Annotated in this window: 18 protein-coding genes; 10 read left to right on the forward strand and 8 right to left on the reverse strand. The window is 61.1% G+C overall.

Translation table 11 applies throughout. The features are described 5' to 3' along the window. The first annotated feature begins 9 nt into the window (after positions 1-9). Both GTQ41_RS04175 and GTQ41_RS04180 read left to right on the forward strand, forming a co-directional pair. A complete protein-coding gene (locus tag GTQ41_RS04175) occupies positions 10-1,737 on the forward strand; it encodes an ABC transporter ATP-binding protein/permease (RefSeq protein ID WP_047291255.1) in 1,728 nt (575 codons plus the stop codon). Positions 1,738-1,915: 178 nt separating this feature from the next. Next, positions 1,916-2,665, forward strand: coding sequence for a FadR/GntR family transcriptional regulator (locus tag GTQ41_RS04180; RefSeq protein WP_182402785.1), 750 nt, complete (start codon positions 1,916-1,918; stop codon positions 2,663-2,665). A 138-nt stretch (positions 2,666-2,803) separates the two neighbouring features. Here GTQ41_RS04180 and GTQ41_RS04185 read toward each other — a convergent pair whose 3' ends face one another. Further along, positions 2,804-2,992 (reverse strand): hypothetical protein, encoded by a 189-nt coding sequence (locus GTQ41_RS04185; RefSeq protein WP_047291257.1) that lies wholly within the window; start codon positions 2,990-2,992, stop codon positions 2,804-2,806. 3 nt (positions 2,993-2,995) lie between these two features. Beyond that, entirely contained in the window at positions 2,996-4,309 is a 1,314-nt protein-coding gene (locus tag GTQ41_RS04190) for a hypothetical protein (protein ID WP_047291260.1), read from the reverse strand. Between the two features lie 237 nt (positions 4,310-4,546). Between GTQ41_RS04190 and kdgD the strand changes: the two genes are divergently transcribed. From kdgD to GTQ41_RS04215, 5 genes are all read left to right on the forward strand, one after another. Further along, positions 4,547-5,458, forward strand: a complete 912-nt coding sequence (kdgD, locus tag GTQ41_RS04195) for a 5-dehydro-4-deoxyglucarate dehydratase (RefSeq protein ID WP_047291262.1) — start codon at positions 4,547-4,549, stop codon at positions 5,456-5,458. A gap of 74 nt (positions 5,459-5,532) precedes the next feature. Further along, complete coding sequence (locus GTQ41_RS04200; RefSeq protein ID WP_047291264.1) at positions 5,533-6,978, forward strand: aldehyde dehydrogenase family protein; 1,446 nt, start codon at positions 5,533-5,535, stop codon at positions 6,976-6,978. 159 nt (positions 6,979-7,137) lie between these two features. Continuing rightward, positions 7,138-8,502 carry an MFS transporter gene (locus tag GTQ41_RS04205; RefSeq protein ID WP_047291266.1) on the forward strand — a complete coding sequence of 455 codons (1,365 nt, stop codon included), beginning with the start codon at positions 7,138-7,140 and terminating at the stop codon, positions 8,500-8,502. Positions 8,503-8,513: 11 nt separating this feature from the next. Then, a complete protein-coding gene (gene garD / locus GTQ41_RS04210) occupies positions 8,514-10,067 on the forward strand; it encodes a galactarate dehydratase (protein ID WP_047291269.1) in 1,554 nt (517 codons plus the stop codon). Between the two features lie 152 nt (positions 10,068-10,219). Continuing rightward, on the forward strand, positions 10,220-11,161 hold the full coding sequence (locus tag GTQ41_RS04215; protein ID WP_047291272.1) for an AEC family transporter: 942 nt from the start codon (positions 10,220-10,222) through the stop codon (positions 11,159-11,161). 85 nt (positions 11,162-11,246) lie between these two features. Here GTQ41_RS04215 and GTQ41_RS04220 read toward each other — a convergent pair whose 3' ends face one another. The 6 genes from GTQ41_RS04220 to gatC form a co-directional block, all read right to left on the reverse strand. Beyond that, positions 11,247-11,624 carry a carboxymuconolactone decarboxylase family protein gene (locus GTQ41_RS04220; protein WP_047291274.1) on the reverse strand — a complete coding sequence of 126 codons (378 nt, stop codon included), beginning with the start codon at positions 11,622-11,624 and terminating at the stop codon, positions 11,247-11,249. After that, the gene (locus GTQ41_RS04225) at positions 11,621-12,682 is read right to left on the reverse strand and encodes a calcium/sodium antiporter (RefSeq protein ID WP_047291277.1); all 1,062 of its coding nucleotides are present in this window, start codon (positions 12,680-12,682) and stop codon (positions 11,621-11,623) included. Before GTQ41_RS04225 ends, GTQ41_RS04220 begins: the two co-directional genes overlap by 4 nt. A 46-nt stretch (positions 12,683-12,728) precedes the next feature. Further along, complete coding sequence (locus tag GTQ41_RS04230) at positions 12,729-13,103, reverse strand: septal ring lytic transglycosylase RlpA family protein (protein WP_047291279.1); 375 nt, start codon at positions 13,101-13,103, stop codon at positions 12,729-12,731. Positions 13,104-13,333: 230 nt separating this feature from the next. Then, the gene (gatB, locus tag GTQ41_RS04235; protein ID WP_041072816.1) at positions 13,334-14,779 is read right to left on the reverse strand and encodes an Asp-tRNA(Asn)/Glu-tRNA(Gln) amidotransferase subunit GatB; all 1,446 of its coding nucleotides are present in this window, start codon (positions 14,777-14,779) and stop codon (positions 13,334-13,336) included. 146 nt (positions 14,780-14,925) lie between these two features. Then, entirely contained in the window at positions 14,926-16,377 is a 1,452-nt protein-coding gene (gene gatA, locus GTQ41_RS04240; protein WP_047291281.1) for an Asp-tRNA(Asn)/Glu-tRNA(Gln) amidotransferase subunit GatA, read from the reverse strand. 16 nt (positions 16,378-16,393) lie between these two features. Then, positions 16,394-16,681 (reverse strand): Asp-tRNA(Asn)/Glu-tRNA(Gln) amidotransferase subunit GatC, encoded by a 288-nt coding sequence (gene gatC, locus GTQ41_RS04245; protein ID WP_003221657.1) that lies wholly within the window; start codon positions 16,679-16,681, stop codon positions 16,394-16,396. Between the two features lie 211 nt (positions 16,682-16,892). On the opposite strand from gatC, the gene mreB reads away from it, so the two are divergent. The 3 genes from mreB (at position 16,893) to mreD (ending at position 19,690) form a co-directional block, all read left to right on the forward strand. After that, positions 16,893-17,930, forward strand: coding sequence for a rod shape-determining protein MreB (gene mreB / locus GTQ41_RS04250; protein ID WP_002555108.1), 1,038 nt, complete (start codon positions 16,893-16,895; stop codon positions 17,928-17,930). A 177-nt stretch (positions 17,931-18,107) separates the two neighbouring features. Then, positions 18,108-19,199 (forward strand): rod shape-determining protein MreC, encoded by a 1,092-nt coding sequence (gene mreC / locus GTQ41_RS04255; RefSeq protein ID WP_230679356.1) that lies wholly within the window; start codon positions 18,108-18,110, stop codon positions 19,197-19,199. Then, the gene (mreD, locus tag GTQ41_RS04260) at positions 19,199-19,690 is read left to right on the forward strand and encodes a rod shape-determining protein MreD (RefSeq protein ID WP_003221660.1); all 492 of its coding nucleotides are present in this window, start codon (positions 19,199-19,201) and stop codon (positions 19,688-19,690) included. The genes mreC and mreD overlap by 1 nt, the downstream gene beginning before the upstream one ends. The last annotated feature ends 8 nt before the right edge of the window (positions 19,691-19,698 follow it).

The raw sequence follows: 19,698 nt of genomic DNA on the forward strand, positions 1-19,698 counted from the left end.
GCCTTTTTCATGAATCAGAACGCTGAATATTCCGCGGTCAACGATGCTGTGCGCGGGCAGTTTTTTCGCAAAGTGTGGGCGATGACCACGCCTTACTGGCGCAGCGAAGAGAAGGGCAAGGCCTGGACGTTGCTGATTGCCGTGATTGCGCTGTCGCTGTTCAGCGTGGCGATCTCGGTGTGGATCAACAGTTGGTACAAGGATTTCTACAACGCCCTGCAGAAGAAGGATGAGGCCGCGTTCTGGCAACTGATCCTGTATTTCTGCGGCATCGCCACGGTGGCGATTCTCGGGGCGGTGTATCGCCTGTACCTGACGCAGATGCTGACCATCCGCTGGCGGGCGTGGCTCACCGAGAACCACTTCAAGCGCTGGCTGAGCAACAAAAACTACTATCAGCTGGAGCAGGGCGGTTACACCGATAACCCGGACCAACGGATTTCCGAAGACCTCAATACCTTCACCGCCAACACGCTGAGCCTCGGGCTGGGGCTGGTGCGCACGGTGGTCAGCCTGGTGTCGTTCTCGATCATTTTGTGGGGCGTATCGGGCAGCATCGAGGTGTTCGGCATCGAGATTCCCGGTTACATGTTCTGGTGTGCACTGATTTACGCAGCGGTCGGCAGCTGGCTGACGCACCTGATCGGCAAGCGCCTGATTGGCCTGAACAACCAACAACAACGCTTCGAAGCCGACCTGCGGTTCTCCATGGTTCGCGTGCGTGAGAACGCCGAAAGCATTGCCTTGTACAACGGCGAACCGAACGAGAATCGCCGCTTGAGCAGCCGTTTTGGCCTGGTCTGGCACAACTTTTGGGACATCATGCGCGTGTCCAAGCGCCTGACGTTCTTCACCTCCGGTTATGGCCAGATCGCGATCATTTTCCCTTTTATCGTGGCTGCGCCGCGCTACCTCTCGGGCAAGATCGAACTGGGCGAGCTGATGCAGATCAACTCGGCATTCGGCAATGTGCAGGAGAACTTCAGTTGGTTCATCAGTGCGTATTCGGAACTCGCCGCGTGGCGTGCTACTTGTGATCGTCTGCTGAGTTTCCGTCAGGCCATGACCGATAACGAAGACCGCACCCCGGCCATCGACGTGCAAAACCAAGGCAGCCAATTGCACGTGCACAACCTCGGCCTGGACCTGGCCGATGGTCGTCACCTGCTGACCAATGCCGACATGACGGTGGAGCCGGGCGAGCGGGTGATGCTCAGCGGCCGATCCGGCAGCGGCAAGTCGACGTTGCTGCGGGCGATGGGGCACTTGTGGCCCGCGGGCCACGGCAATATTCGCCTGCCGGCGGCGCGTTATCTGTTTTTGCCGCAGAAGCCGTATCTGCCGATCGGTACCCTGCGCGAAGCCTTGAGTTATCCACAACCGGGCGACACCTACGCGCCAGAGCGTTACGCGCAGGTGCTGGAAACTTGCCGTCTGCCGCATCTGGTCGCACGTCTGGACGAAGCCAATCACTGGCAGCGCATGCTGTCGCCGGGTGAGCAGCAACGCCTGGCCTTCGCCCGCGCCATGCTTTACGCACCGCAATGGCTGTACATGGACGAAGCGACGTCGGCGATGGATGAAGAGGATGAAGCGACGCTGTATCAGGCACTGATTGATCAGCTGCCGGGCCTGAGCATCGTCAGCGTCGGTCACCGCAGCAGCCTCAAGCGCTTCCACCCACGGCATGTGCGGATCGACAGCGGGCATCTGGTGGAACAGGCCGTGACCGCTTGAACACCACACCCCTGTAGGAGCTGCCGCAGGCTGCGATCTTTTGATGTTGTTTTCAAGATCAAGAGATCGCAGCCTGCGGCAGCCCCTACAGGGGCGGTGTTTCGACTCGACAGTGATCGTACAACCCGCGTGCGCTATGATGCTCACCAAGCCGAATTTTCGAGACCAGACGTTGACCATGGAAAACCCGATCGACACCCCTCGCCTCCCGCGCAAGCGCCGCAGCCTGGCCCAGGAACTGGTGACGGTGCTGAGCGAGCAGATCCGCGATGGCCTGCTCAAGCGCGGTGACAAACTGCCCACCGAGTCGGCGATCATGGAAGCCCATGGCGTCAGCCGCACCGTGGTGCGCGAGGCCATTTCCCGTTTGCAGGCGGCCGGTCAAGTTGAAACCCGCCACGGCATTGGCACTTTTGTGCTCGACACGCCAAGCCCGAGCGGTTTCCGTATCGATCCGGCCACGGTGGTCACCCTGCGTGATGTGCTGGCGATTCTCGAATTGCGCATCAGCCTGGAAGTCGAATCTGCCGGCCTCGCCGCGCAACGTCGCAGTCCCGAACAACTGGCGACCATGCGCGCCGCCCTCGATGCACTGAACGACAGCGTGGCCCACGCCAGCGATGCGGTAGCGTCGGACTTCGCCTTCCACCTGGAAATCGCTCTGTCCACCGGCAACCGCTACTTCACCGACATCATGACCCACCTGGGCACCAGCATCATTCCGCGTACGCGGTTGAATTCGGCGCGCCTGGCCCACGATGATCAGCAGCACTACATGAACCGCCTGAGCCGTGAGCACGAGGAAATCTACGAGGCGATTGCCCGCCAGGATGCCGATGCGGCGCGGGCGGCGATGCGCCTGCATTTGACCAACAGCCGTGAAAGGCTGCGCCAGGCCCATGAAGAGGCGCAGGCGCAGCGCGGCTGAGTGTCTGGCGGTTTATGTGCGCCTGACATACCGCCATCGCTGGCAAGCCAGCTCCCCCAAGTTGAAGTGTTGAAGCGGCTTTCGCGTACGACATCCGTCACTGTGGGAGCTGGTTTGCCAGCGATGAGGCCGGTGAATTCAGCGCGGCAATATCGAGCGATCCACCCTCACCGCCAGTTTTGCTTTGCGCGGCCTGGCAGTAAACGCCACCAAACCGTCCTCATCCACAATCCCTCGCGCAATCGGCTTGCCGTCCGCCAGCAGCTCCAGCGGTGCGCCCTGCAGCGACTGCCCCGACGCCAGTTCCAGTTTCAATGTGATCGTCATTGCTCATTCTCCCTGATTGACGTTGCCCGTCGGGTGGTAGTCCTTGAGCAGCAAGTATGTGCTCCAGCCCCACCAGTCATCGATGGTGGCGGTGTCGTTGAGGTTGTTCACATCTTTGCGCCGCAGCACCTTGCCGCCTTCGACGCGGAACAGTGGCGCGAAGTTATTCGAAAGATTCAGCACCGCCGTCAGATCCGGCAGGCGTTGCAGCGCGGCAAACGTTGAAGGGGCGGGCACGTTGCCGCTGAGGTAGGCGGCGAAGATTTCATCCGCCGAGGCCTGCACCGCCAGATTGACCTGGGTGCGGTTGTCCGCGTCGCTGGCGTCGAAGTAGCGTTTGTCGCCGTAAGCGCGCCATTGCTCGCCATGAGCGTTGCGTACCTTGAGGCCGAATTTGCTGTCCTCGTCGTGCATGAAACGGGTGACCAGCGAACCGAGATCGCTCGGCGTGACCACCGCCGCCATCTCTTTGCGTGGCACTCGCAGGTGGCCGGCGGAGAACAGGTCGGTGAGGAAGTGGTCGGCAAACGCGTTCATCGCGTAAGCCCGTTCCAGTTGCTGCTCATCCTGATTGGTGCGGGCTGCGACTGCGGTTTGCAAGGCGCCCGTGTGCCCGGCGATGTAGGCCAGTCTGGCCCATTCGCCGAAGTGGTCGGTGTTGTTCGCCGCCAGTTTCAGATAGCGCCCAAGCGGAAACAGTGCGGAGACGAAACTGCCGCCGCCGGTGAGCTTGTTCCACTCTTCGGACAACGTATCTCCGAGCGCGTCGTAGGCTTCGTGCGGTGCTTTGCCGTCCTTGATCGCCTGTTTGACCGCGTCGATCTCCTTTTGCATGACCGCGAGAATCTGCGTGGCCTCGGCCCGGGAGGCCGGCAGCACGGCGAGAGAATCAAATGCAGCATGGAAGCGGTTCAGGCGATCAGCCGGGGTCGCGCCTTCGTTGATCGGTCGATCGACCACACCGTAGAAATCTCCAGCCAGCGCCACCACCTGGCCGTAGGTCAGCGCAAGGCCATTGGGCAAGTGCAAGGGCTTGTTTTGCGCGCGGATCGGTTCGGCATTTTCGCTGAAGCGCAGCAAGGTATTGTCACCGATGGCTGTGTGTTCAGCGCCTTCGAAGCGCAGTGGCGGTCGAATGTTCAAGGCGTTGCCGGGGAGGGCGGTGGCCGGTGCGACATCGCTGTGGGCGTCGGCGATGTGCAGCAGCAGATGCGGATTGTCGGCGTTGAAGTGGATGCCTTTTACAGTGAAAAGATCATCGAGTCGAGCGACGACCGGGTTGGGTCGTTCCTGTGGCTTTGCATGCAGTCCGGACATTTCTGGCTCCTTGATATGTCGTCGGTGAATTTATTTTTAACTGTATGTATATACAGTTGAGTCGAGCCTAGACCAGATTTTTCCTACGTCAAGAAGGAATCTTGTCCGACAAAAAGTGCGGGGCAACGATGAAATGCAGTTGACGGTTGTCTTTTAAGTTGTACGATGACCTACAACTTCAGCGTTGGCTGAATCATAAAACTCACAAAAAACGTTGCTACCCAGGGTGTTCGAATAATGAATCCACAAGAACTGAAGTCCATCCTCTCTGCCGGCCTGCTGTCGTTCCCGGTAACCGATTTCAACGCGCAGGGCGATTTCAACCGCGCCGGCTACATCAAGCGTCTGGAATGGCTGGCTCCGTATGGCGCTTCAGCCTTGTTCGCCGCTGGCGGCACCGGTGAGTTCTTCTCCTTGGCCGCCAGCGAATACTCGGAAATCATCAAGACTGCCGTCGACACCTGCGCCAGCAGCGTACCGATTCTGGCCGGTGTCGGCGGTTCGACCCGTCAGGCCATCGAGTACGCCCAGGAAGCCGAGCGCCTGGGCGCCAAAGGCCTGTTGCTGCTGCCGCACTATCTGACCGAAGCCAGTCAGGACGGCGTCGCCGCCCACGTTGAAGCCGTGTGCAAATCGGTGAACATCGGGGTGGTGGTCTACAACCGCAACGTCTGCCGCCTGACCGCGCCACTGCTGGAACGTCTGGCCGAGCGCTGCCCGAACCTGATCGGCTACAAGGACGGTCTGGGCGATATCGAGTTGATGGTGTCGATCCGTCGCCGCCTCGGTGATCGCTTCAGCTACCTCGGCGGCCTGCCGACCGCGGAAGTCTACGCCGCTGCCTACAAGGCACTGGGCGTGCCGGTTTACTCGTCGGCGGTGTTCAACTTCATCCCGAAAACCGCGATGGACTTCTACCACGCGATTGCCCGCGACGATCACGCCACCGTCGGCAAGATCATCGACGACTTCTTCCTGCCGTACCTCGACATCCGCAACCGCAAGGCTGGCTACGCCGTGAGCATCGTCAAGGCAGGCGCGAAAATCGCCGGCTATGACGCAGGCCCGGTGCGGGCACCGCTGACCGACCTGACCGGCGAAGAGTACGAAATGCTGGCTGCGCTGATCGACAAGCAAGGTGCGCAGTAACACCCGACAAAAACGCGGCCGCTGAGTAATCAGCGGCTTTTTGCGTAAAGGCTTTGAGATTTGAGGGCTGCCCTGTGACAACTGCAAAACGCTACGACAACTACATCAACGGTGAATGGGTCGCCGGTGCCGACTACTCGGCGAACATCAACCCGTCCGAACTGAGCGACATCATCGGCGACTACGCCAAGGCTGACCTGACGCAGGTTCACGCCGCCATCGATGCGGCCCGCGCCGCGTTCCCGACCTGGTCGGTTTCGGGCATTCAGGCCCGTCACGATGCGCTGGATAAAGTCGGCACGGAGATCCTCGCCCGTCGCGAAGAACTCGGCACCCTGCTGGCTCGCGAAGAGGGCAAGACCCTGCCCGAAGCCATCGGCGAAGTGACCCGCGCCGGCAACATCTTCAAGTTTTTCGCCGGTGAATGCCTGCGTCTGTCCGGCGACTATGTGCCGTCGGTGCGCCCGGGCGTCAATGTCGAAGTCACCCGGGAAGCTCTCGGCGTGGTCGGTCTGATCACCCCGTGGAACTTCCCGATTGCGATCCCGGCATGGAAGATTGCTCCGGCGCTGGCCTACGGCAACTGCGTGGTGCTCAAACCTGCCGATCTGGTGCCAGGTTGTGCCTGGGCGCTGGCGGAAATCATCTCCCGCGCAGGCTTCCCGGCCGGTGTGTTCAACCTGGTGATGGGCAGCGGTCGGGTGGTCGGCGACGCGCTGGTCAACAGCCCGAAAGTCGACGGCATCAGTTTCACCGGTTCGGTCGGCGTCGGTCGGCAGATCGCGGTCAACTGCGTGTCGCGCCAGGCCAAGGTTCAGCTGGAAATGGGCGGCAAGAACCCGCAGATCATTCTCGACGATGCCGACCTCAAGCAAGCGGTCGAGCTCTCGGTGCAGAGCGCGTTCTACTCCACCGGCCAGCGTTGCACGGCGTCGAGTCGTTTGATCGTCACTGCCGGGATTCATGACAAGTTCGTCGAAGCCATGGCCGAGCGCATGCAGTCGATCAAGGTCGGCCACGCGCTGAAATCCGGCACCGACATCGGTCCGGTGGTTTCCCAGGCGCAGCTGGAACAGGACATGAAGTACATCGACATCGGCCAGTCCGAAGGTGCACGTCTGGTCAGCGGCGGTGGTCTGGTGACCTGCGACACCGAAGGCTACTTCCTCGCGCCAACGCTGTTTGCCGACAGCGAAGCGTCGATGCGCATCAGCCGTGAAGAAATCTTTGGCCCGGTGGCCAACATCGTTCGCGTGGCCGATTACGAGGCGGCGCTGGCGATGGCCAACGACACCGAGTTCGGTTTGTCCGCCGGTATCGCCACCACGTCGCTGAAGTACGCCAACCACTTCAAGCGCCATTCGCAGGCCGGGATGGTGATGGTCAACCTGCCGACCGCCGGTGTCGATTACCACGTTCCGTTCGGGGGCCGTAAGGGTTCATCCTATGGCTCACGTGAGCAAGGCCGCTATGCGCAAGAGTTCTACACGGTCGTGAAGACCAGCTACATCGGCTCCTGATACACGCAATACCTGTGGGAGCTGGCTTGCCAGCGATGCGGACGATGCGATAGTTCGTCGTACCGCGGTGATGCCATCGCTGGCAAGCCAGCTCCCACAAAAGCCAGACCAAAGAAAGATTCACCCGCGCATAAAAATAATCAGTGGGAGTACATCTACATGCAATCGTCCAAGCCGACTCACGTCCGCTATTTGATCCTGCTCATGCTGTTTCTGGTGACCACGATCAACTACGCCGACCGAGCGACCATCGCCATCGCCGGTTCCAGCCTGCAAAAAGACCTCGGTATCGACGCGGTCACCCTCGGTTATATCTTCTCCGCTTTCGGGTGGGCCTACGTTGCCGGACAGATTCCCGGTGGCTGGCTGCTCGATCGCTTCGGCTCGAAAAAAGTCTACGCCCTGAGCATTTTCACCTGGTCGCTGTTCACCGTGCTGCAAGGCTTTGTCGGTGAGTTCGGCATGTCCACGGCGATCGTTGCGCTGTTCATGCTGCGCTTCCTGGTCGGTCTGGCGGAGGCGCCATCTTTTCCCGGTAACGCACGGATTGTCGCGGCCTGGTTCCCGACCGCTGAACGCGGTACGGCCTCGGCGATCTTCAACTCGGCGCAATACTTCGCCACTGTGCTGTTTGCACCGCTGATGGGCTGGATCGTGTATCGCTTCGGTTGGGAGCACGTGTTCATTGTCATGGGTATCCTCGGCATCATCTTCTCGCTGGTCTGGCTCAAGGTTATCCACAGCCCGCGTCAGCATCCGCTGGCCAACGAAGCCGAAGTGCAGTTCATCGCCGACAATGGCGGCATGGTCGACATGGACGTCAAGCAAGGCAAAAAAGCCGACGGGCCGAAGTGGGATTACATCCGTCAGTTGCTGACCAACCGCATGATGCTCGGCGTGTATCTGGGCCAGTACTGCATCAACGGCATCACTTATTTCTTCCTGACCTGGTTCCCGGTGTACCTGGTGCAGGAGCGCGGCATGACCATCCTCAAGGCCGGTTTCATTGCCTCGTTGCCGGCGATCTGCGGCTTTATTGGTGGGGTGCTCGGCGGGGTGATTTCCGATTACCTGCTGCGCAAAGGGCATTCGCTGACCTTCGCCCGCAAGGCGCCGATCATTGCCGGCTTGCTGGTATCGAGCAGCATCGTGGCCTGCAACTATGTTGACGTGGAATGGATGGTCGTTGGTTTCATGGCCCTGGCCTTCTTCGGCAAAGGCGTGGGCGCGCTGGGTTGGGCGGTGGTTTCCGACACTTCGCCAAAACAGATCGCTGGCCTGAGTGGCGGGTTGTTCAACACCTTCGGCAATCTCGCTTCGATTACCACGCCGATCGTGATTGGCTACATCATCAGCTCCACCGGTTCGTTCAAGTGGGCGCTGGTGTTCGTCGGTGCCAACGCACTGTTTGCGGTGTTCAGCTACCTGGTGATCGTCGGCCCGATCAAACGTGTGGTGCTCAAAGAGCCGCCCACCAACGGTGGTTCTGAAGTCACCGGCAAATTGTCTCAAGCGCATTCCTGAGGAGCGGCGTCATGCAGTTGATTGAACATTCCGACTCGCCGCGCTACATCCGCCTGCACGAGCGGGACAACGTAGTGATTGTGGTCAACGACCAGGGCGTACCGGCCGGCACTGAGTTCCCGGACGGTCTGGTGACCGTGGACTTTGTGCCGCAGAGCCACAAGGTCACCCTCGAGGACATTCCCGAGGGCGGCCAGGTGATTCGCTACGGCCAGACCATCGGCTACGCGTTGCAGCCGATCCCGCGGGGCAGCTGGGTCAAGGAAGATCAACTGCGCATGCCGACCGCGCCGCCGCTGGACAGCCTGCCGCTGTCCACCGAAGTGCCGGCCGCGCAGTCGCCGCTGGAAGGCTTCACGTTCGAGGGTTATCGCAACGCTGACGGCACCGTCGGCACACGCAACATTCTCGGGATCACCACCACGGTGCAGTGCGTGACTGGCGTGCTCGATCACGCGGTGAAACGCATCAAGGACGAGCTGCTGCCGAAGTACCCGCACGTCGATGACGTGGTGGCGCTGACCCACAGCTACGGCTGCGGCGTGGCGATCACCGCCACTGACGCCTACATCCCGATCCGCACCGTGCGCAACCTGGCGCGCAACCCGAACCTGGGTGGCGAGGCGCTGGTGATCAGTCTGGGCTGCGAGAAATTGCAGGCCGGGCAGGTGATGCACGAGGACGATGCGTCGGTCGACTTGAGCGAGCCATGGCTGTATCGCTTGCAGGATTCCAGTCACGGTTTCACCGAGATGATCGAGCAGATCATGGCGCTGGCCGAAGTCCGTTTGCAGAAGCTTGACCAGCGCCGCCGCGAAACCGTGCCGGCCTCCGAGCTGATCCTCGGCATGCAGTGCGGCGGCAGCGATGCGTTCTCCGGTATCACCGCCAATCCGGCGCTGGGATATGCCTCGGACTTGCTGCTGCGCGCCGGGGCGACGGTGATGTTTTCCGAAGTCACCGAAGTGCGCGATGCGATCTATCTGCTGACGTCCCGTGCCGAAACCAAGACCGTGGCCCAGGAGCTGGTGCGCGAGATGGACTGGTACGACCGCTATCTGGCCAAGGGCGAAGCGGATCGCAGCGCCAATACCACGCCGGGCAACAAGAAGGGCGGGTTGTCGAACATTGTCGAGAAGTCGCTGGGCTCGATCGTCAAATCCGGCAGCAGCGCGATCAATGGCGTGCTCGGCCCGGGCGAACGTTTCAAGCAGAAGGGTTTGATCTTCTGCGCGACGCCAGCGAGTGATTTTGTCTGCGGCACCTTGCAGTTGGCCGCGGGGATGAACCTGCATGTGTTCACCACCGGGCGAGGTACGCCGTATGGCCTGGCGATGGCGCCAGTGGTGAAGGTCTCGACGCGTTCGGAGTTGGCACAGCGCTGGCCGGATCTGATCGATATCGATGCCGGACGTATCGCCACCGGACGCGCGTCGATCGAGGAGTTGGGCTGGGAGCTGTTCCATTACTACCTGGATGTGGCCAGCGGCAAGCAGCAGACATGGGCGGAGAAGCACAAGCTGCATAACGACATTACGTTGTTCAATCCGGCGCCGATTACCTGAGTCCAAAAAAGATCGCAGCCTGCGGCAGCTCCTACAGGGAAACGCGAATTCCACTGTAGGAGCTGCCGCAGGCTGCGATCTTTTGATCTTCAATGGCAACTCAGTGGCTTATCATTAGCCCCTGACGACGCTCACCCAAAGGCTCCCCCGGCATGCTGGCAATCTTCCTCGAAACCCTGAACATCACCGCGCCGGTGTTCGCCATGCTGTTCCTCGGGGTGTTGCTCAAGCGCATCGACTGGATCAACGACAACTTCATCCACACCGCCTCCTCGCTGGTGTTCAACGTCAGCATGCCGGCACTGCTGTTTCTCGGCATCCTGCATGCGGACCTGCATGCCGCGTTGCAACCGGCGCTGCTCATCTATTTCGCCCTCGCCACGCTGGTCAGTTTTGCCCTGGCCTGGGGCTGGGCGATTTTCCGCTGCCCGCGTGAAGACCGGGGCATCTACACCCAAGGCGCGTTTCGCGGCAACAACGGGGTGATTGGTTTGGCGCTGGCGGCGAGCATGTACGGCGACTACGGGATTTCTCTCGGGGCAATTCTCGCGGCGCTGGTGATCCTGTTCTACAACACGCTGTCGACCATCGTGCTTGCGGTGTACAGCCCGGTGATCAAGTCCGATCCGTGGAGCATCTGCAAAAGCGTGGTCAGCAATCCGCTGATTATCAGCGTGATCGCGGCGGCGCCGTTCGCTTATTTCAAGATCGGTCTGCCGGGCTGGCTGGAAACCTCCGGCCAGTACCTGGCGCAAACCACGCTGCCGCTGGCCCTGATCTGCATTGGCGGTACGCTGTCGCTGGCGGCGCTGCGCAAAAGCGGCAACATGGCGCTCAGCTCGAGTCTGGTGAAGATGATCGGCCTGCCGGTGATTGCCACGCTGGGCGCATGGCTGTGGGGCTTTCGCGGGGCGGAGCTGGGGATTCTGTTTCTGTACTTCGGCAGCCCGACGGCGGCGGCGAGTTTCGTCATGGCCCGGGCAGCGCAGGGCAATCATGAGCTGGCAGCGGCGATCATTGTGCTGACCACGCTGATGGCGGCGGTGACCACCAATATCGGGATCTTTCTGTTGCAGTGGGGTGGGTGGATCTGAAGGGCAAGATCAAAAGATCGCAGCCTGCGGCAGCTCCTACATTGGAATGCGTTCTCCTGTAGGAGCTGCCGAAGGCTGCGATCTTTTAGTTTTTCTGATAACTGTCGATCACTTCCTGCGCCGCGCGGAACGCATCGATCGCCGCCGGTACGCCGGCGTACACCGCGCAATGCAGCAGCGCCTCACGGATCTCATCGACCGTGCAGCCATTGTTCAACGCGCCACGCACGTGACCCTTCAATTCCTGCGGGCACTTCAACGCGGTCAGCGCGGCGAGGGTGATCAGGCTGCGAGTCTTCAGCGGCAAACCTTCGCGATTCCACACGCCGCCCCAGGCGTGTTCGTTGACGAAATCCTGCAAGGGTTGAGTGAACTCGGTGGCATTGCCCAGCGCGCGGTCGACAAACGCGTCGCCCATTACCTGGCGGCGGATTTCAACCCCGGTTTTCTGCGAATCGGTCATGGCACATCCCTCTTGTGGTGTTGGCGGCGCCAGGCGCGTACGGACGTGAACAACAGAAACGCCAGCAGCGTTGGCAGCACGTAAAACAGCATCAGCTTTTCCAGTTTGCCGGCCAGTGGCATGCCGGTGGTGAACGACACCACGTGCAGCCCGTAAGCCGCGTACAAACCGAGCAACAACAAACCTTCAGCGCGGGTCACGCGATAGCCGGAATAGAACACCGGCAGGCACAGCGCGGCGACGCCGAGCATCACCGGCAAGTCGAAATCCAGCGCATTGGGCGAGACCGACAACGGTGTCGGCGCAATCAACGCGGTTACCCCGAGCACCCCGAGTAGGTTGAACAGGTTGGCGCCGATCACGTTGCCCACGGCGATATCGCGCTGTCCGCGCAGTGCGGCGATCAGCGAGGTGGCAAGTTCCGGCAGCGAGGTGCCGACTGCGACCACGGTCAGGCCGATCACCCGTTCGGAAAAACCCAGGTCCGTCGCCACCGCCACCGCTGCGCCGAGCAGCAAATGCCCGGCGAACACCAGCAGCGCCAAGCCGACAACGATCATCAACAGACTGCTGAACCACGGCACCTGCGGGGCTTGCGGCAATTGCGAATGCGGACGCGCCGAGTGCCGCGACTGGCGCAGCAACAAACTGAGGTACAACGCCAAAGCCGCAAGTAACAGTACGCCGTCGAAGCGACCGATCTGTTCGTTCCAGGCGAGGACAAACACCAGCACGCTGGCGCCGATCATCAGCGGAATATCCAGGCGCACCAGTTGCCGCGAGACCCGCAGCGGAATGATCAGCGCCGACAGACCAAGGGTCACGAGGATGTTGAAGATGCTGCTGCCGATCACGCTGCCGACGGCGATGTCGGGGTTGTGCGTCAGGGTCGCTTGCAGGCTGACCGCCATTTGCGGGGCGCTGCTGCCGAGGGCGACGATGGTCAGGCCGATGATCAGCGGGCGCACATGCAGGCGCGCGGCCAGACGCACAGCAGCGCGCACCATCAGTTCGGCGCCGAGGATCAACAGGATCAGGCCGCTGAGCAACTCGATCACGTTGATCAGCGGTAAATCGGCCAGAGCAAAAATGGTCAGCGCTCCATCAGTCGTCGAGGGCCTGTATGCGCACGCGTGCCGTGCCGCTGCCGAGCATGCCGAGGCGCTCGGCCGCTTCACGGGAGACATCGATCAAGCGGCCACGGGTGTGCGGGCCGCGATCATTGATGCGCACAACGCAGGATTTGTCGTTTTTCAGGTTGGTGACCTTCACCCGCGTGCCGAACGGCAGTTGGCGATGGGCGGCGGTCAGGGAATTCTGGTTGAACGCTTCGCCGCTGGCGGTGCGTTTACCGTGGTGCTTGGCACCGTAATAGGAAGCGACGCCAGTCTGGTCGTAACCGTGCGGGTCGATGATGTCTTTGCTGGCGCAACCGGCGAGCAAGGAGAGCAGGGCGCAGGCGCCGAGCAGGCGTTTCATTCGAAAGCTCCACAAAACAAATGTGGAAACAACACAATGTGGAGATCAGCGTCTGTGGCGAGGGGATTTATCCCCGATGGGGCGCGCAGCGCCCCCAAATTCCAGATACAGAAGAATCGGGGCCGTTTCGCAGCCCATCGGGGGATAAATCCCCTCACCACAAAACCCCTTCAGCCATAGATTGTTCCCACAGGGGATGGAGCCAGGCTGTTTGTCTGGCTCCATTTTCATCAGCCTTCGAGCTTGCTTTTCAGCAGTTCGTTCACTTGCTGCGGGTTGGCTTTGCCTTTCGAAGCCTTCATGGCCTGACCGACGAAGAAGCCGAACATCTTGCCGCGTTTGGCTTCGTCTGCCGCGCGGTATTGTTCGACCTGCTCGGCGTTGGCCGCGAGCATTTCGTCCAGTACCGCCGAGATCGCGCCGCTGTCGGTCACTTGCTTGAGGCCACGCTTGTCGATGATCTCGTCCGCCGTGCCTTCGCCGTTGGCCATCGCTTCGAACACCACTTTGGCGATCTTGCCGGAGATGGTGTTGTCCTTGATGCGCTGCAGCATGCCGCCCAACAGCTCGGCGGAGACCGGCGAGTCCTCGATGTCCAGGCCTTGCTTGTTGAGCAGGCTGCCCAACTCGACCATCACCCAGTTCGCCGCCAGTTTGGCGTCGCCACCGATGGCCGCGACTTTTTCGAAGTAGTCCGCTTGCTCACGGCTGGTGGCCAGCACGTTGGCGTCGTAGGCCGACAGACCGAACTGGCTCTGGAAACGCTCGCGCTTTTGCGGTGGCAGTTCTGGCAGGGTGGCGCGCACCTCGCCGAGGAACGACTCTTCGATGACCACCGGCAGCAGGTCCGGATCGGGGAAGTAACGGTAGTCGTTGGCTTCCTCTTTGGAACGCATCGGACGGGTCTCGTCCTTGTTCGGATCGTACAGACGGGTCTGCTGGATCACTTTGCCGCCGTCTTCGATCAGCTCGATCTGCCGCTGGATCTCGGAGTTGATCGCCTTCTCGATGAAGCGGAACGAGTTGACGTTCTTGATCTCGCAGCGGGTGCCGAATTCGACCTGGCCTTTCGGGCGGACCGAGACGTTGCAGTCGCAACGCAGCGAGCCTTCGGCCATGTTGCCGTCGCAGATGCCCAGGTAACGCACCAGCGCGTGGATCGCCTTGACGTAAGCCACGGCTTCCTTGGCGCTGCGCATGTCCGGCTCGGAAACGATTTCCAGCAGCGGCGTGCCGGCACGGTTCAGGTCGATGCCGGTGGCACCATTGAATTCTTCGTGCAGGCTCTTGCCGGCGTCTTCTTCCAGGTGCGCGCGGGTGATACCGACGCGCTTGACCGTGCCGTCTTCCAGGGCGATGTCCAGGTGGCCCTTGCCGACGATCGGCAATTCCATCTGGCTGATCTGGTAGCCCTTCGGCAGGTCCGGGTAGAAGTAGTTTTTCCGCGCGAACACGTTGTGCTGGCCGATCTCGGCGTCAATCGCCAGACCGAACATCACCGCCATGCGTACCGCTTCCTGGTTCAGTACCGGCAATACGCCGGGCATGCCCAGGTCGATCAGGCTGGCCTGGGTGTTCGGCTCGGAGCCGAACTGGGTGGAACTACCGGAAAAGATTTTCGACCGGGTAGTGAGCTGAGTGTGAATCTCCAGCCCGATCACGACTTCCCATTGCATGTGTGTCTCCTAGCCTTTTGCTGGGGATTTTGAAACGTTGCGAGCGAAGGTAAGGCAAGGCGAAAACTGGCGAGTAAGCGGAGTTGACTTTAGTCAATGAGCATTACGAGCCAGTTTTCAACGCAGCATTACCGAGCGCAGCAGTTTCAAAACCCCTGCGGGGTGCGGGTGTGCCAGTCAGTGTGTAACTGATACTGGTGGGCAACGTTCAACAGGCGACCTTCCTGGAAATACGGCGCGAGCAACTGCACGCCCACCGGCAGACCGTCGACAAAACCGGCCGGCATCGACAGACCCGGCAGGCCCGCGAGGTTGGCGGTGATGGTGTAGACGTCTTCCAGATAGGCAGCGACCGGATCGCTGTTCTTTGCGCCGAGCTTCCAGGCCGGGTTCGGCGTGGTCGGGCCGAGGATGATGTCGACTTCATTGAAGGCCGCCATGAAGTCGTTCTTCACCAGGCGACGGATCTTCTGCGCTTTCAGGTAGTAGGCGTCGTAGTAACCGGCGGACAGCGCGTAGGCGCCGACCATGATCCGGCGCTGCACTTCAGGCCCGAAGCCTTCGCCACGCGAGCGCTTGTACAGGTCGATCAGGTTTTCCGGGTTCTCGCAGCGATGGCCGAAGCGCACGCCGTCGAAACGCGACAGGTTCGAGGAAGCTTCGGCCGGGGCGATCACGTAGTACGCAGGAATCGCGTGTTGCATGTTCGGCAGGCTGATTTCCTTGATCACGGCGCCGAGCTTCTGCAGCTCTTTGATGCTGTTCTGGATCAGTTCGGCGATGCGCGGGTCGAGACCGGCGCTGAAGTATTCCTTCGGCACGCCGATGCGCAGGCCTTGCAGCGAAGTGTTGAGACCCGCGGAGTAATCCGGAACCGGCTCATCGATGCTGGTCGAATCGTTCTGATCGAACCCGGCCATACCTTGCAACAAAATCGCGCAGTCTTCGGCGGTGCGCGCCAGCGGGCCGCCCTGATCGAGACTGGAGGCGTAAGCGATCATGCCCCAGCGCGATACGCGACCGTAGGTCGGTTTCAGGCCGGTGAGGTTGGTGAACGCGGCGGGCTGACGGATCGAACCACCGGTGTCGGTGGCCGTGGCCGCCGGCAACAGGCGCGCGGCAACCGCCGCGGCCGAACCACCGGACGAACCGCCCGGTACGTGTTCCAGGTTCCACGGGTTTTTCACCGCGCCGTACCAGCTCGATTCGTTGGCCGAACCCATGGCGAACTCGTCCATGTTGGTCTTGCCCAGCGTCACGGCACCGGCAGCCGCCAGTTTCGCAACCACGGTGGCGTCGTATGGCGCTTTAAAGTTGTCGAGCATCTTCGAGCCGCAACTGGTGCGGATGCCCTGGGTGCAGAACAGGTCCTTGTGGGCGATCGGCGCGCCAAGCAGGGCACCGCTCTCACCGTTGGCCCGACGCGCGTCGGCGGCTTTCGCCTGCGCAAGCGCCAGCTCTTCGGTGAGGCTGATGAAGCTGTTGAGCTGCGGATCGAGCTGGGTAATACGCGCCAGCAGGACTTTGGTCAGCTCTTCGGAGGAAAACTTTTTATCGGCGAGACCGCGGGCGATCTCGGCCAGAGTCATTTGATGCATTGCAGGCTCTTTCCCTTTAGTCGATGACTTTCGGAACCAGATACAGGCCGTTTTCGACCGCTGGTGCGATGGACTGATAGGCCTCGCGGTGATTGGTCTCGGTCACGACGTCGGCGCGCAGGCGCTGACTGGCTTCCAGCGGGTGGGCCAAAGGCTCGATACCGTCGGTATCGACGGCCTGCATTTCGTCGACCAGCCCGAGAATGCTGTTGAGGGCGGAAGTAATGTGCGGAAGATCGGCATCATTCAGGCCAAGGCAGGCCAGATGCGCGATTTTTTCCACGTCGGAGCGTTCTAGCGCCATCGGGATTCTCCAGTGGAAAACAGAACGGACGGCGTCCGTGTGTTAGATTGTCGGAACACTACCGCACTTCTACGGTCATAAGGCCGCGATTGTGGGGCTTGGTGCACAGAAAAGCGGCCAATTTAACATATTGGCGCCTTGCCCAAAATCCCTGTCGTTGTTAGAGTTTGCCGCACTTTTTTACCCACGCGTTGCCTAGGGTCCCTTTCCCATGTTCAAGAAACTGCGTGGCATGTTTTCCAGCGATCTCTCCATTGACCTGGGCACTGCCAACACCCTTATTTACGTGCGCGAGCGCGGTATCGTCCTGAATGAGCCATCGGTTGTGGCCATTCGGACACACGGTAACCAGAAAAGTGTCGTCGCTGTCGGCACCGAAGCCAAGCGCATGCTCGGCCGTACGCCGGGCAACATTGCTGCCATTCGTCCGATGAAGGACGGCGTGATTGCCGACTTCAGCGTCTGCGAAAAGATGCTGCAATACTTTATCAACAAGGTTCACGAAAACAGCTTTCTGCAGCCCAGCCCTCGTGTGCTGATCTGCGTTCCATGCAAATCCACCCAGGTTGAGCGTCGTGCCATCCGTGAATCGGCCCTTGGTGCCGGTGCCCGTGAAGTGTTCCTGATCGAAGAGCCGATGGCTGCTGCGATCGGTGCCGGCCTGCCGGTTGAAGAAGCCCGTGGCTCGATGGTCGTCGATATCGGCGGTGGTACGACCGAAATCGCGCTGATCTCCCTGAACGGTGTGGTCTACGCCGAATCCGTCCGCGTGGGCGGCGACCGCTTCGACGAAGCGATCATCACCTACGTGCGCCGTAACTACGGCAGCCTGATCGGTGAATCGACGGCCGAGCGCATCAAGCAGGAAATCGGTACAGCCTACCCGGGCGGCGAAGTTCGCGAAGTCGACGTTCGCGGTCGCAACCTGGCCGAAGGCGTTCCACGCGCATTCACCCTGAACTCCAATGAAGTGCTGGAAGCTCTGCAAGAGTCCCTGGCAACCATCGTTCAGGCCGTGAAAAGCGCCCTGGAGCAGTCGCCGCCAGAACTGGCTTCCGACATCGCCGAGCGTGGTCTGGTGCTGACCGGTGGTGGCGCGCTGCTGCGTGACCTCGACAAGTTGCTGGCCCAGGAAACCGGTCTGCCGGTGATCGTTGCCGAAGATCCGCTGACCTGCGTTGCTCGCGGCGGTGGCCGTGCATTGGAAATGATGGACAAGCACACCATGGACCTGCTCTCCAGCGAATAAGCGCTGGGTTGCAATACGTGGGTGAGCGCACAGGCAGCACTTTGCAGTGCTGCCTGTTGGCGTTTATCTTCTGTCAGTCTTCATCCAGGCCGGTTTGATGCCGTATGAATAAACAGAACATTTGCCTGGGAGGAGCGGCTTATTAAACCGCTTTTCGCCAAGGGCCCTTCGTTGGGCGTGCGCCTGTTGGTGCTGGCCGTGCTGTCGATCGCGCTGATGGTGGTCGATGCCCGCTTTGACCTGCTCAAGCCTGCGCGCAAGCAAGCGTCGCTGGTGCTGATGGATGCCTACTGGATCACCGACCTGCCCGGCCGGTTGTGGGATGGTGTCGCCAGTCAGTTTGGCAGTCGCACCGAGCTGGTCGCCGAAAACGAAAAACTCAAGACCGAGAACCTGCTGTTGCAGGGCCGCATGCAAAAGCTCGCCGCTCTCACCGAGCAGAACGTGCGGCTGCGCGAGTTGCTCAATTCCTCCGCACTGGTCAACGAAAAGGTCGAAGTGGCCGAGTTGATCGGCATGGATCCCAATCCCTTCACCCATCGCATCATCATCAATAAGGGTGAGCGCGATGGCGTGGTGCTCGGTCAGCCGGTGCTCGATGCGCGCGGTCTGATGGGCCAGGTGGTCGAGTTGATGCCGTACACCTCCCGTGTGCTGCTGCTGACCGACACCACGCACAGCATTCCTGTCCAGGTGAACCGTAACGGTCTGCGGGCGATTGCCAGCGGCACCGGCAACCCGGAACGTCTGGAACTGCGGCACGTCGCCGACACCGCTGACATCAAGGAAGGCGATCTGCTGGTCAGCTCCGGTCTCGGGCAGCGCTTCCCGGCCGGCTATCCGGTGGCAACGGTCAAGGAAGTCATCCACGACTCCGGTCAGCCTTTCGCGATTGTCCGTGCGGTGCCGACCGCTGCGTTGAACCGCAGCCGTTATCTGCTGCTGGTATTCAGCGACAACCGCACCGCCGAAGAGCGCGCCAACGATGCGGCGCAGGCTCAGGAAAATCTTGATGCGCAGGGCGGTGGACCGGTGATTCCGGCCACGGTGCCGAAAACCGTGACACCGCCTGCAGCGGTGACTGCGCCGGCCGCGACCGCCACGCCGGCAGTCAGCGCTACGCCGGCCAAACCGGTCGCCAGCAAGCCGCCTGCCAAACCAACTGCAGCCACGCCCGCGAATAGCCGGCCTGCAGCGTCCCAGCCGGCGGTTCGACCAGCGGCCAAACCGCCTGTCACCACGCCGGCCAACACCGGGAGACAAGAATAATGGTCGGGGCTACCGCTTCGCGTAACGGTTGGATGGTCTGGCTGACGTTTCTCATCGGCCTGCTGCTCAGTGTGTCGCCGATGCCGCAATTCATGGAGATCCTGCGCCCGCTGTGGCTGGCGCTGCTCCTGGCGTTCTGGGCTCTGGCCCTGCCGCAAACGGTCGGCATGGTTACCGCGTTTTGCCTGGGACTGGCCGAAGACGTGCTGTACGGCACGCTGCTTGGGCAGAACGCGTTGATCCTGACGCTGATCACCTTCCTGGTGCTGTCGTTGCAGCAGCGTCTGCGGATGTTCCCGATGTGGCAGCAATGCCTGGTGATCCTGGTGATCTTCGGCCTCGCTCAGCTGGTTCAACTGTGGCTCAGCGCCCTGACCGGCAACCGCCAGCCAACGCTGGCACTGGTACTGCCGGCATTGACCAGCGCGTTGCTCTGGCCTTGGGTCAGCTTCGCTTTGCGTGGATTGCGCCGGCGCTACAAAATCAACTGATTCGGTCA

The sequence above is a fragment of the Pseudomonas sp. AN-B15 genome (assembly GCF_019056475.1).
Classification (GTDB): Bacteria; Pseudomonadota; Gammaproteobacteria; order Pseudomonadales; family Pseudomonadaceae; genus Aquipseudomonas; species Aquipseudomonas parakoreensis.